General features: G+C 66.1%; 8 protein-coding genes. 4 read left to right on the top strand and 4 right to left on the bottom strand.

Features of this window, described 5'->3' with window-relative positions; genetic code table 11:
• Positions 1 to 29 precede the first annotated feature (29 nt).
• Positions 30 to 917 carry a UTP--glucose-1-phosphate uridylyltransferase GalU gene (galU, locus tag AmiPiv_RS07215; protein ID WP_340036658.1) on the bottom strand — a complete coding sequence of 296 codons (888 nt, stop codon included), beginning with the start codon at positions 915 to 917 and terminating at the stop codon, positions 30 to 32.
• Between the two features lie 245 nt (positions 918 to 1162).
• Here galU and AmiPiv_RS07210 point away from each other — a divergent pair, with 245 nt between their 5' ends.
• Together AmiPiv_RS07210 and AmiPiv_RS07205 are read left to right on the top strand one after the other, a co-directional pair.
• Positions 1163 to 2389 (top strand): lytic murein transglycosylase, encoded by a 1227-nt coding sequence (locus AmiPiv_RS07210; protein WP_340036657.1) that lies wholly within the window; start codon positions 1163 to 1165, stop codon positions 2387 to 2389.
• Between the two features lie 16 nt (positions 2390 to 2405).
• Positions 2406 to 3638 carry an SGNH/GDSL hydrolase family protein gene (locus AmiPiv_RS07205; protein WP_445206916.1) on the top strand — a complete coding sequence of 411 codons (1233 nt, stop codon included), beginning with the start codon at positions 2406 to 2408 and terminating at the stop codon, positions 3636 to 3638.
• 340 nt (positions 3639 to 3978) lie between these two features.
• On the opposite strand, the gene AmiPiv_RS07200 is transcribed toward AmiPiv_RS07205, so the two are convergent.
• On the bottom strand, positions 3979 to 5433 hold the full coding sequence (locus tag AmiPiv_RS07200) for a glutamate synthase subunit beta (RefSeq protein WP_340036656.1): 1455 nt from the start codon (positions 5431 to 5433) through the stop codon (positions 3979 to 3981).
• A gap of 115 nt (positions 5434 to 5548) precedes the next feature.
• Positions 5549 to 10279, bottom strand: a complete 4731-nt coding sequence (gene gltB, locus AmiPiv_RS07195) for a glutamate synthase large subunit (RefSeq protein WP_340036655.1) — start codon at positions 10277 to 10279, stop codon at positions 5549 to 5551.
• A gap of 489 nt (positions 10280 to 10768) precedes the next feature.
• Here gltB and AmiPiv_RS07190 point away from each other — a divergent pair, with 489 nt between their 5' ends.
• Positions 10769 to 11821 (top strand): threonine aldolase family protein, encoded by a 1053-nt coding sequence (locus AmiPiv_RS07190; protein ID WP_340036654.1) that lies wholly within the window; start codon positions 10769 to 10771, stop codon positions 11819 to 11821.
• Positions 11822 to 11893: 72 nt separating this feature from the next.
• Here AmiPiv_RS07190 and AmiPiv_RS07185 read toward each other — a convergent pair whose 3' ends face one another.
• Entirely contained in the window at positions 11894 to 12361 is a 468-nt protein-coding gene (locus AmiPiv_RS07185; RefSeq protein ID WP_340036653.1) for an Hsp20 family protein, read from the bottom strand.
• Between the two features lie 449 nt (positions 12362 to 12810).
• Between AmiPiv_RS07185 and AmiPiv_RS07180 the strand changes: the two genes are divergently transcribed.
• The gene (locus AmiPiv_RS07180; protein WP_340036652.1) at positions 12811 to 13770 is read left to right on the top strand and encodes an alpha/beta hydrolase; all 960 of its coding nucleotides are present in this window, start codon (positions 12811 to 12813) and stop codon (positions 13768 to 13770) included.
• Positions 13771 to 13793 lie beyond the last annotated feature (23 nt).

The following is a 13793-nucleotide window of genomic DNA, read 5'->3' as shown; positions in this document are numbered from 1 at the left end:
TGACGCGCGGGCGACATTCATGGGGAAGCTCAGCGACCCGGCTTCATCTCGCCGAGCAGGCTTTCGATGACGTCCGCCATGCGCTCGTTGATATCGGCGCGCGACAGCGCGAAGGCGACGTTTGCCTCGACGAAGCCCTCCGGCGAACCGCAGTCGAAGGTGCGGCCGCGATAGTGGTAGCCGTAGAAGGACTGCTGCTTCTCGAGTTTGAGCATCGCATCGGTGAGCTGGATCTCGTCGCCCGCCCCGCGCTCCTGGTTGGCGAGGATGCCGAAGATCTCCGGCTGCAGGATGTAGCGGCCGTTGATGAAGAGGTTCGACGGCGCCGTGCCGGGCTTCGGCTTCTCGACCATGCCGTCGATGCGGAAACCGGTATGGACGGTTTCGCCCTTGCCGACGATGCCGTATTTGTGCGCCTCGGCGGGATCGCATTCCTGCACGGCGATGATGTTGTTGCCGGTCTCGTTGTAGAGCTCGACCATCTCGCGCATGCAGCTTTTCTCGGACTGCATGATCATGTCGGGCAGAAGCAGCGCGAACGGCTCGTTGCCGACGAGCTCGCGCGCGCACCAGACCGCGTGGCCGAGACCGAGCGGCACCTGCTGGCGGGTGAACGAGGTCTGGCCCGGCGCCGGCTGCAAGCGCTGCAGCCTTTCCAGCTGTTCGCCCTTGCCGCGCTGGGCGAGCGTGTCGTAGAGCTCGAACTGGACGTCGAAATGGTCCTCGATGACCGCCTTGTTGCGGCCGGTGACGAAGATGAAGTGCTCGATGCCCGCTTCGCGCGCCTCGTCGACGACGTACTGGATCACCGGCTTGTCGACGACGGTCAGCATTTCCTTCGGTATCGACTTGGTGGCGGGCAGGAAGCGCGTGCCCAGACCTGCGACAGGAAATACTGCCTTGCGAACTCGTTTCATGGCTGTTCGTCCGATGGTTGCATGTACCGGGCGTGGACACTGTCACGCCCCAATTGATGAATACTGAATGCGTTCACATATTCGGGGACGGCGGGCAAGACCAGCGATCACGCGAACTTGATCGAGTTGACTGGCCCTGGACAATTCGGCAGGCGGCTTTTCGTTCCCCCGGAGGACTATGGTAAACTGATTGATAACCGGCTTCGGCGATGAATCGACTTTCTGATCTCTCCAAGGAGGAAAGAATGCCTCTTCACAAGACCGCCCGAGCCCTCGCCAGCGCCGCCGCAATCGCCGGTATTTCGTTCGCGCTTTTGCTGCCTGCCGGTCCCGCCGCCGCCGAGCCGGGGTTCCAGCGCTGGGTGGCGAGCTTCCGTTCGGTCGCGGCCGACAACGGCATTTCCGGTTCGACCTACGACCGCGCCTTCCGCGGCATCACCTCCGCCGATGCCGAAGTGCTGGAAAAGGCGCGCTTCCAGCCCGAATTCACCGCCCCGGTGTGGGACTATTTCGACAACCGCGTGCATGACCAGTCGATCGCCACCGGCCGCGAGATGGCGCGCAAGTGGAAGCCCTGGCTCGACCGCATCGAGGCGGCCTACGGCGTCGACCGCTATGTGCTGTTGGCCATCTGGTCGATGGAATCCAACTATGGCGAGATCCTCAAGAACGACAAGGTGATGCGCAACGTGGTGCGCTCGCTGGCGACGCTTGCCTATGGCGACCAGCGCCGCGCCAAATACGCCCGCACCCAGCTCATCGCCGCCCTCAAGATCCTGCAGCGCGGCGACATCAAGGAAAGCAACCTGATGGGCTCCTGGGCCGGCGCCATGGGCCATACCCAGTTCATCCCGACCAGCTACCAGGCCTATGCGGTCGACGCCGACGGCAACGGCCGCCGCGACATCTGGAATTCGGTGCCCGACGCGCTCGCTACCGCCGCCAACCTGCTCAAGAAGAACGGCTGGCAGGCCGGCAGGACCTGGGGCTACGAGGTGGTGCTGCCCGAGGGCCGCAAGTTCCCCAGCGGTTCGGCGACGCTGGACAAGTGGGCCTCGCTCGGCGTCGAGCGCGCCAACGGCAAGGCCTTCAGGCGCGGCTCGGACGTCGCGACGCTGAAGGTGCCGGACGGCCGCCAGGGGCCGGCCTTCCTGATGACCAAGAACTTCCAGGTGATCAAGCGCTACAACAACGCCGACAAATACGCCCTCGCGGTCGGCCTGCTTGCCGACGAGATCGCCGGATATGGCGGGCTGGTGCAGGACTGGAGCCGCCCGTTCACCAAGCTCTCCTTCGCCGAGAAGCAGGAACTGCAGCAGCGGCTGTCGGAGAGCGGCTATTACGACGGCAAGGCCGACGGCAAGATCGGCGAAGGCTCGCGCTCGGCCATCAAGGCGTTCCAGGCGCAGCTGGGCTTGACGCAGGACGGCCATCCGAGCATGGAAGTGCTCAAGAAGCTGAGGCAGAATTAGCCTGCGGAGGTCGTGCTTGGCATCGATGCGTCGCCCGAACACCATCGTTCTGCGCCTGACGATGCCAGCAGTCGCGATGGCGGTCGCACTGACCGCCATTTCCGTGCCCTCCCCGGCCCTCGCCCAGGAGGGCATATTGCGGCGCTGGTCGCTGCGTGACCTGTTCCTGCCGCGCCGCGAGCCGCGCGTCGACCCCTACATCTACGAGGAACCGCAGGTCCGGCCGCGCAAGACCATTCGCAAGGCGCCGCGCAAGCCCAAGGCGGCTGCAGTGAGCAAGCCGGCCGAACCGGCCGTGCCGGTGGTGGAGAAGCTGCCCGACGCGCGCGTGGTGCTGGTGATCGGCGACTTCCTCGGCGCCGGCATCGCCGAAGGGCTGGCGACCGTCTTCGCCGAGAACGCCAAGATCCGCATCGTCGACAGGACCAGCGGCTCGTCCGGCTTCGTCCGCGACGACTACTACAACTGGCCGGAGAAGGCCCAGGAACTGATCGCCCAGGAGAAGCCGGCCGTCGTCGTGGTCATGCTCGGCTCCAACGACCGCCAGCAGATGCGGGTCGGCGACACCCGCGAACCGGCGATGAGCCCGGCCTGGATGAAGGAATACACGGCGCGCACCGAGCAGTTGGCAAAGACCCTGAGCGACACCAATGTGCCGTTCCTCTGGATCGGCATGCCGGCGTTCAAGTCGTCGAAGATGAGCACCGACATGCTCGCCTTCAACGACATCTACAGGACCGTCACGGAAGCCTCCGGCAAGGAGTTCGTCGATGTCTGGGACGGCTTCGTCGACGAGAACGGCGCCTTCGTCACCTCCGGTCCCGACATCAACGGCCAGCCGGTGCGCCTGCGCTCGGACGACGGCATCAACGTCACCCGCGCCGGCAAGCGCAAGCTCGCCTTCTATGCCGAGAAGCCGCTGAACAAGCTTTTGGGCATCACCCCCCAGGGCACCGAGGTGGCGGTGCCGGCGAGCCTGCCGCAGGCGACGCCCGGCGAACTCAACGTGCCGGTCAACATCGACCGGACCGTGCCGGTGTCGCTCTCCGACCCCGAACTCGATGGCGGGACGGAGCTGATGGGCGGACAGGCGGCGGCCCCGGGCGATCCGAATTCGCCGGGCGGGAAGCTGGTGGTGCAGGGCGTCGCTCCGGCGGCGCCGCCCGGCCGTGCCGACGATTTCTCCTGGCCGCCGAAGAAGCTGCCGGTATCGCCGGGTAGCGAGACCACGACTGCGATCAAGCGGTAGCCGTCCTTCGAGGCTCGCCGCGAAGGTGTCCAAACAAGACGAAGGCTCGAACCTCAGGATGTGGGCTGATAGCGAAGGGCGCTCCAGTAGCCCTCATGGTGAGCCTGTCGAACCACGAGGGCGCCAGGCGCCATACTCTACTTGCCCCAGAACCCGTGGTTCGACAGGCTCACCATGAGGGTTTTGGGGGAGTCCGTCATCCAGCAGGTGAGGCGTTGGACTCCAAGCCCACATAGTTCCATGCCACATGTCCTCATCCCGAGGTGCGAGCCCGCACCTCGCCGGGCTTCGCATCATCGACGTCCGCGGGCGAGCCTCGAAGGACGCGCCCGCATTGTCGTCAGCGCGGCAGCACCGTCGAGCCCATCAGTGCTGCGTCGATGGCATGCGCGGCCTGGCGGCCTTCGCGGATCGCCCAGACCACCAGCGACTGGCCGCGGCGCACGTCGCCGGCGACGTAGAGCTTGTCGATGTTGGTCCTGTAGTCCTGCTCGTTGGCCGCGACGTTGGACGAGCGGCGCGCATCGGTGGTGATCTCGAGCTTGCCCTGGAGCTCCTTGGTGACGCCGCCGGAAATCGGTCCAGCAAAGCCGATGGCGATGAAGGCGAGGTCGGCACGGATGACGAACTCGGTCCCCGGGATCGGCTTGCGCTTGTCGTCGACCTCGCAGCACTTCACGCCGGTCAGCTGGCCTTCTTCGCCGATGAACTCGAGCGTCGCCACCTGGAACTCGCGCTGCGCGCCCTCGGCCTGCGACGACGAGGTGCGCATCTTGGTCGCCCAGTAGGGCCAGACGGAGAGCTTGTTTTCCTTCTCCGGCGGCTGCGGGCGGATGTCGAGCTGGGTGACGCGCACGGCACCCTGGCGGAACGCCGTGCCGACGCAGTCGGACGCGGTATCGCCGCCGCCGACGACGACGACGTGCTGGCCACCCGCGAGGATCGGCTCGGACGGCCAGGCCACGGACTGGATGTCCTCGCCGCCGAGGCGCTTGTTCTGCTGCACCAGGTACGGCATCGCGTCGAACACGCCCATGAGGTCGTCGCCGGGAATGCCGGCCGGACGCGGCGTCTCGGAGCCGCCGCAATAGAGCACGGCGTCGAACTCGGCGAGCAATTCCTCGACCTTCTTGTCGACGCCGACATTGACGCCGCAGTGGAAGGTCACGCCCTCGCCCGCCATCTGCTCGACGCGACGGTCGATGTAATGCTTCTCCATCTTGAAGTCCGGGATGCCGAAGCGCAGCAGGCCGCCGGGGCGGCTCTCGCGCTCGTAGACATGGACCTCGTGGCCGGCGCGGCCGAGCTGCTGGGCAGCCGCCATGCCGGCAGGGCCGGAGCCGATGATCGCCACGCGCTTGCCGGTCTTCCTTTCCGGCGGATAGGGACGGATGTAGCCGCCCTCATAGGCCTTGTCGGCGATCGCCTGCTCGACGGTCTTGATCGCGACCGGGATGTCCTCGAGGTTCAGCGTGCAGGCTTCCTCGCAGGGCGCGGGGCAGATGCGGCCGGTGAACTCCGGGAAGTTGTTGGTCGAATGCAGGTTGCGGATCGCGTTGTCCCAGTCGCCGTTGTAGACCAGATCGTTCCAGTCCGGGATCTGGTTGTGGACGGGGCAGCCCGTCGGCCCATGGCAGAACGGGATGCCGCAATCCATGCAGCGCGCCGCCTGCTTTTCCACTTCCTTGTCCGACATCGGCAGCGTGAACTCGCGGAAATGCCGGATGCGATCGGAGGCCGGCTGGTACTTGTGCACCTGCCGGTCGATCTCGAGAAAACCTGTAACCTTGCCCATCGTAACTCTCGTCAGTCGTGCCTCGCGTCTCGGCGCGGGCGTAGAATTCCACCACTTCAAATGAAGCATGCGATGGCGGGCGCCCGCAGGCGCCGCGCCGGCCGGATGGCCGCGGCTATTCCGCCGCGACGTTCATCCTCATGCGCTCCATCTCGATCAGCGCGCGGCGGTATTCCACCGGCATGACCTTGCGGAATTTGGGTCGGTAGCTCGCCCAGTCGTCCAGGATCTGCTTGGCGCGGGTCGAACCGGTGTAGTGCATGTGGTTCGAGATCAGCTGCACCAGGCGCTCCTCGTCATGGCGGGTCATGTCGCCCGACACGTCGACGCGGCCCTTGTGGGCGATGTCGCCGCCGTGATGGTGGAGCTTCTCCAGCATATCGTCCTCTTCGGGGACCGGCTCGAGCTCGACCATCGCCATGTTGCAGCGCTCGGCGAAATCGCCCTCCTCGTCGAGCACATAGGCGACACCGCCCGACATGCCCGCCGCGAAGTTGCGGCCGGTCTTGCCGATGACCACCACCACGCCGCCCGTCATGTACTCGCAGCCGTGGTCGCCCACGCCCTCGACGACGGTGACCGCGCCCGAGTTGCGCACGGCGAAGCGTTCGCCGGCCACGCCGCGGAAGTAGCATTCGCCTTCGATCGCGCCGTAGAGCACGGTGTTGCCGACGATGATCGAATCCTCGGCGACAATCTTGCTGTCTTCCGGCGGGCGGATGACGATGCGGCCGCCCGACAGGCCCTTGCCGACATAGTCGTTGCCGTCGCCGACGAGCTCGAACGACACGCCGCGCGTCAGGAAGGCGCCGAAGGACTGGCCGGCGGTGCCGGTCAGCTTCACCGAGATGGTGTCCTCGCGCAGGCCCTTGTGCTTGAAGCGCTTGGCGACTTCGCCCGACAGCATCGCACCGGCGGAGCGGTCGACGTTGCGGATGGTCGCCTCGATCTTGACCGGCTGGCGCGCTTCGAGCGCGGGCTTGGCTTCCGCGATCAGCTTGCGGTCGAGCACGTCGTCGATCGGGTGCTTCTGGCGCTCGGTCCAGTGCGTCGCCGAGGCAGGCGCGTCCGGCTTGTAGAACACCCTGGAGAAGTCCAGGCCGCGCGACTTCCAGTGGTTGATCAGCTCGCGCTTTTCCAGGAGGTCGCTGTTGCCGATGATCTGGTCGAGATGGGTGAAGCCCATCGCGGCCAAGAGCTCGCGCACCTCTTCGGCGACGTAGAAGAAGTAGTTGATGACGTGCTCGGGCGTGCCCTTGAAGCGCTTGCGCAGCACCGGGTCCTGGGTGGCGACGCCAACCGGGCAGGTGTTGAGGTGGCACTTGCGCATCATGATGCAGCCCGCCGCGATCAGCGGCGCGGTCGAGAAGCCGAACTCATCGGCGCCCAAGAGCGCGCCGATGACGACGTCGCGGCCGGTGCGCAGGCCGCCGTCGACCTGGAGCGCGACACGCGAACGCAGGCCGTTCAGCACCAGCGTCTGGTGCGTCTCGGCGAGGCCCATCTCCCACGGGCTGCCGGCATGCTTGAGCGAGGTGAGCGGCGAAGCGCCCGTGCCGCCGTCATAGCCGGAGATCGTGATGTGGTCGGCGCGCGCCTTGGCGACGCCCGCCGCGACCGTGCCGACGCCCACTTCCGACACCAGCTTGACCGACACGTCGGCCGCCGGGTTGACGTTCTTCAGGTCGTAGATCAGCTGCGCCAGATCCTCGATCGAATAGATGTCGTGGTGCGGCGGCGGCGAGATCAGGCCCACCCCTTGCGTCGAGTGGCGGGTCTTGGCGATCGTCGCGTCGACCTTGTGGCCGGGCAGCTGGCCGCCCTCGCCGGGCTTGGCGCCCTGCGCCACCTTGATCTGCATCATGTCGGAGTTGACCAGGTATTCGGTCGTGACCCCGAAGCGGCCCGAGGCCACCTGCTTGATCGCCGAACGCTCCGGGTTCACCGAACCGTCGGGCAGCGGCAGGTAGCGGTCCGGCTCCTCGCCGCCCTCGCCCGTGTTCGACTTGCCGCCGATCCGGTTCATGGCGACGGCCAGCGTCGAATGCGCCTCGCGGCTGATCGAACCGAAGGACATGGCACCGGTCGAGAAGCGCTTGACGATCTCGGCCGCCGGCATCACGTCGTCGATCGGGACCGGCTTGCGGCCGCTCTCTTCCGCCGACTTGATGTGGAACATGCCGCGGATCTGCTGGGCACGTGCCGTCTCGCTGTCGATCTGGGCGGAGAACTCCTTGAAGGTCGACCACGAGCCCTGGCGCACGGCGTGCTGCAGCGAGGCGACCGCATCCGGCGTCCACATATGGGCTTCGCCGCGCATGCGGTACATGTACTCGCCGCCGACGTCGAGCGCGTTGCGCAGCACCGGGTCCTCGCCGAAGGCCGAGGTATGGCGCGCCACGGTCTCGCCCGAGACCTCGTCGAGGCCGACGCCCTCGATGTTGGTGGCGGTACCCGTGAAGTACTTCTCGACGAAATCGGTCTTCAGGCCGATGGCGTCGAAGATCTGGGCGCCGCAGTAGGACTGGTAGGTCGAGATGCCCATCTTGGACATGACCTTGAGGATGCCCTTGCCGATCGACTTGATGTAGCGGCCGACGACCTCCGAGCCGTCGACTTCCGGCGGGAACTCGCCGCGCTTGTGCATGTCGGTCAGCGTGTCGAAGGCCAGATACGGGTTGATCGCCTCGGCGCCGTAGCCGGCCAGGCAGCAGAAGTGGTGCACCTCGCGCGGCTCGCCCGATTCCACCACCAGGCCGACCGAGGTGCGCAGGCCCTTGCGGACCAGATGATGGTGCACGGCCGCCGTCGCCAGCAGCGACGGGATGGCGATGCGATCCGGGCCAAGCTGGCGGTCGGACAGGATGATGATGTTGTAGCGGCCGGCAACGGCAGCCTCGGCGCGCTCGCACAGGCGCTCGATGGCACCCTGCATGCCGGCAGCACCCTCGCTGGCGGCATAGGTGACGTCGATCGTCTTGGTGTCGAAGCTCTCCTCGGTGTGACCGATGGAGCGGATCTTCTCCAGGTCGGCATTGGTGAGGATCGGCTGGCGCGCCTCGAGGCGCTTGCGCCTGGAGGTGCCGACGAGGTCGAGGATGTTCGGGCGCGGGCCGATGAACGACACCAGGCTCATCACCAACTCCTCGCGGATCGGATCGATCGGCGGGTTGGTGACCTGGGCGAAGTTCTGCTTGAAGTAGGTGTAGAGCAGCTTCGACCTGTCCGACATCGCCGAGATCGGCGTGTCGGTGCCCATCGAGCCCACCGCTTCCTGGCCGGTCGTCGCCATCGGCGACATCAGGAGCTTGGTGTCTTCCTGGGTGTAGCCGAAGGCCTGCTGGCGATCGAGCAGCGACACATCCTTGCGCAGCGCGCGCGGCTCCACCGGCTTCAGTTCCTCCAGGATCAGCTGGGTGTTGGCCAGCCACTTCTTGTAGGGATGCCTGGTGGCGATCTCGGACTTGATCTCCTCGTCCGAGATGATGCGGCCCTCGACCAGGTCGATCAGAAGCATCTTGCCCGGCTGCAGGCGCCACTTCCTGACGATGCTCTTTTCGTCGACCGGCAGCACGCCGGCTTCCGAGGCCAGGATGACGCGGTCGTCGTCGGTGACGATGTAGCGCGCCGGACGCAGGCCGTTGCGGTCGAGCGTGGCGCCGATCTGGCGGCCGTCGGTGAAGCAGACCGCCGCCGGGCCGTCCCACGGCTCCATCAGCGCCGCATGGTACTCGTAGAAGGCCTTGCGGTCGGCATCCATCGACTTGTTGCCGGCCCAGGCTTCCGGGATCAGCATCATCATGGCATGCGCCAGCTTGTAGCCGCCCTGGAAAAGGAACTCGAGCGCGTTGTCGAAGCAGGCCGTGTCCGACTGGCCCTCGTAGGAGATCGGCCAGAGCTTGGAGATGTCGTTGCCGAACAGCTCGCTGTCGACCGACGCCTGGCGGGCGGCCATCCAGTTGTTGTTGCCGCGCACCGTGTTGATTTCGCCGTTGTGGGCGACCATGCGGTACGGATGCGCCAGCTTCCACGACGGGAAGGTGTTGGTCGAGAAGCGCTGGTGGACCAGGATCAGCGCGGTCTCGAAGCGCGGATCGCCGAGGTCCTTGTAATAGGCGCCGACCTGGTTGGCCAGGAACATGCCCTTGTAGACGATGGTGCGCGCCGACAGCGACACGCAATAGGCGCCGACGTCCTTGTTGTTGTTCTCGGCATAGATGCGGCCGGAGATCACCTTGCGCAGCAGGTAGAGGCGCGCCTCGTATTCCTCGTCGTCCTCGATGTCGGGCGTGCGGCCGATGAACACCTGGCGGTGGTAGGGCTCGGCGGCCACGATCTCGGGCGCCTTGGACAGCGAGGCGTTGTCGACCGGCACGTCGCGGAAGCCGATCAGCGGCAAGCCTTCCGACTGCGCCGACTCGCGGATGATCTCGTCGATATGGTCGCGCATCGCCGCATCCTGCGGCATGAACCAGTGGCCGACGCCGTACTGGCCGGGCGCCGGCAGCTCGATGCCCTGCTTGGCCATCTCCTCGCGGAAGAAGGTGTCGGGGATCTGCACCAGCACGCCGGCACCGTCGCCAACCAGCGGGTCGGCACCCACTGCGCCGCGATGCGTCAGGTTCTCGAGCATGAACAGCCCGTCCTTGACGATCTGGTGGGACTTCACGCCCTTCATCTGGGCGATGAAGCCGACGCCGCAGGCGTCGTGCTCGTTGCGCGGATCGTAGAGGCCATGCGCTGCATAGCCGGTGGTGGTTCGGAGATGATCGGTTTTATTGTTGGCCGCTTTCGTCTGCGCGGCCGGCACAAAACCCGTCGTCACAGATGGCGTCAACTCCGTCATCGTCTCTCTCTCCATTCCGGCCCGGTCCGGGCATTTCGCTTTGGGACGGCTACGTGCCGATCCGCTCACCTTTTGATATGCTTCGATATGCTTGCGGCGCAGTGCCGTTGGCCGGCACCGAACCGCCAGTCGGGGCGACAGAGCGGAAAGGCTCCGCTTCGGCCACTGACCCCTGCTCGCGGCGGCAGACGGACGTGGCGTCATCATACGCCAAATCCGTTCCGCTTTGGGCAGATAAATAAGACAGTACTACTGTCCTAAATTTCGTATGACAGAATTCTTGAATACGCACAAGACCGATTCACGAATTTTCCGCGCCGCCGAAGACAGAAAATTACAACGGACACGCATGCCGCGTAATTTTTGAACGCTCGGTCAAAGGCCGTTTTTCGCTGCCACAATCGATTTCACGGCATCGGACTTGATGCTGACGGTCAAATCCGCTCTAGCTCAGGACACTCTCCCACAGCCAGGTTACGGACGGACGACATGTTTTTCGCATCTGACAACTGGGCCGGCGCCCACCCCAGGATCGCGGAAAGGCTCTCGGCGAGCGCTGGCGGCTTCAGCCGCGCCTATGGCGACGGCGACCTCGACCGCAAGGTGTACGAGCGCTTCGGCGAGATCTTCGAGCGCGAGGTCGCCGTGTTCTTCGTGGCCACGGGCACGGCCGCCAATTCGCTTGCGCTCGCCGCGTACGGCAAGCCGGGCGGCATTTCCTTCGGCCACCGCGAGGCGCACATCATCGAGGACGAGTGCGGCGCCCCCGAATTCCTGTCCGCCGGGTCGCGGCTCTGCCCGGTCGACGGCCCGCTCGGCCGCATGGACATCCGCAACCTGGAACGCGCGGTCGGCCGCTTCGCCTCGGAAAACGTCCATGGCGGGCGCCCCACGGCAATCTCGATGACCCAGTCGACCGAGGTCGGAACCGTCTATGGCCTCGACGACATCTCGGCGATCTCGGCGATCGCCAGGCGCCACGGCGTGCCGCTGCACATGGACGGTGCCCGCTTCGCCAACGCGCTTGTGTCGCTCGACGTCTCGCCCGCAGAGATGACGTGGAAGCGCGGCGTCGACATCGTCTCGTTCGGCGGCACCAAGAACGGCTGCTGGTGCGCCGAGGCGATCGTCATGTTCGACCTCGACCGCGCCAAGGAAATGCACTTCCTGCGCAAGCGCTCGGCCCAGCTGTTCTCAAAGGCGCGTTTCATCTCGGCGCAGTTCGACGCCTATTTCGACGGTGGGCTGTGGCTGGAGACGGCGCGCCACGCCAATGCCATGGCTTCCAGGCTGGCCGGCGTGCTCGACGGCTCGAAGGTGGCGCGCCTCGCCTGGCGACCCGAGGCCAACGAGGTGTTCGCGATCATCGACAGGGCGGCCGCGGCAAGGGCGCTCGAGGCCGGTGCCGCCTTCTACGACTGGAATGTGCTGGCGGCCCTCGCCGGCCAGGTGGGCGAAGGCGAGACGCTCTACCGCTTCGTCACCAGCTTCGCCACCACCACGGACGAAATCGGCCGCCTCGGCGACCTGCTGGGCCGATAGCCGGCGCAGCCCACGCAAACGAAAAAGGCGGCGCCCGAAGGCGCCGCCTTTTCTCCTTGGGAGGATCGGTCCTTAGTTGACCGTGTTGGCCTCGATCTGCTTGGCCTGGGCCGGAGCAGCCGAGATCGCGATCTTGCGAGGCTTCAGCTCTTCCGGGATGGTCCGCTTGAGATCGATGTGGAGCAGGCCGTTCTTGAGGTTGGCGCCTACGACCTCGACATGGTCGGCGAGCTGGAAGCGGCGCTCGAAGGCGCGCGAGGCGATGCCTCGATAGAGCAGCTCCGAGCCTTCGCCGGTGCCTTCGTTGCCGCGCTCGCCCTTGACCGTCAGCACGTTGCGGTGGGCCTCGATCGAAATCTCGGTCTCCGAGAAGCCGGCAACGGCCATGCTGATGCGGTAGGCGTCCTCACCGGTGCGCTCGATGTTGTAGGGCGGGTAGCTCGTGCCGCCTTCCGGCTGGCCGAGGCCGTCGAGCATGCTGAACAGCCGGTCGAAGCCGACGGTCGAGCGGTGGAGCGAGGAAAAATCAACGTGACGCATGGGTGTTCTCCATTGAGCAACAAGGTTTGCGTTTGATCCGGGGCGGAACCCTTCTGGCGTTCCGGCGGTGGTTCAGCGGCCCCTTCTGGGCGCCGCAAAAGACATTTGGGGGTGGCCCGACGGCATTTCAAGACGCCTCTGGAAGGTCCTCGACGCCCGCTTGATGAACCGCAGATGAACCGCGCCTTCGGCCTCCGTTCAGGCCCGGCCTCGTAATCTGTTCACAAGTTCAGAGACAGGCGGCGCCAGCCGCCAACGAGGCCGAACCGGGTGTAACGTCCCTTCCTCCCGGATCGACAGAGGCCGGAGGCATCCCGCAAGCTGCCTCCGGCCTCGTACGTCGCTGACGGCGGATTTTCGCGGAATTCCTTTGATTTTCGGCCCCGCCCTTTCTATCACCCTCAGTTGTGGCCGGATCCCCGGCAGCCAATCCCGAGCCGAATCGCCTGATGACGGACCAGTTCCACGAGATCCCCGGCAATCCTGTTCCGGAGCGGGCCAGGAGCGGCAGTTTCGCCGCCCATGACGGCAAGCGCCTGCGCTATGCGCTGTTTCCGGCGACCTCGCATCCGTTCAAGGGCACGGTGGTGCTGCTGCCGGGCCGCAACGAGTGCATCGAGAAATATTTCGAGACCGCCCGCGACCTCTCGGTTCGCGGCCTCGCCACCGCCACCTTCGACTGGCGTGGCCAGGGCGCCTCGGAGCGGCTGCTCAAGGACGCCCATCGCGGCTACGTCAGGAGCTTCGACCACTATGTGCGCGATCTCGAGGCCTTCTTCGAGCAGATCGTGCTGCCCGATTGCCGCGGCCCCTATTTCCTGATCGCCCATTCCAGCGGCTCGCTCATCGCCCTGCTGTCGGCGCCCTCGATGGTCAACCGCATCCAGCGCATGGTGCTGATAGCGCCGTTCCTGGAGGTGGTCGGCGTGCCCCTGTCGATGAAGGCGATCGCCCGCATCGGCACGGTGCTGCGCTGCCTCGGCCTCGGCCGCCTCTACGCCGCCTGGGGGCCGCGGTCGCGCCAGGGCACGCCGTTCGAGGCCAACAAGCTGACCAGCGACGCGCGGCGCTACCGCCGCAACCAGCTGCTCTACGAGACCTATCCCGAGCTCGCGGTCGGCGGGCCGACAATCTCCTGGCTGACCGAGGCGGCCAAGGCGTCGCAGGCGGTGCGCGACCCGGCCTTCATGGCGGCGCTCAAGGTGCCGATGCTGGTGGTCACCGCCGGCGCCGACGAGGTCGTGTCGAGGAGCGCGGCCGAGGATTTCGCCGCCCGCGCCCGGCTCGCCTCGCTGCTCACCATCGACGGTGCCCGCCACGAGATCCTGCAGGAAGCCGACATCTACCGCGAGCAGCTGCTGGCCGCCATCGACGCCTTTGTTCCAGGCACTCCGACGGTGGTCGACTGATAGCGGCGAAACGCCCTGCCCTT

The sequence above is a fragment of the Aminobacter sp. Piv2-1 genome (assembly GCF_037625995.1).
Lineage (GTDB): Bacteria > Pseudomonadota > Alphaproteobacteria > Rhizobiales > Rhizobiaceae > Aminobacter.
The sequence above is the reverse complement of the archived record's forward strand: the minus strand, read 5'-3'. Positions and strand labels throughout refer to the sequence as shown.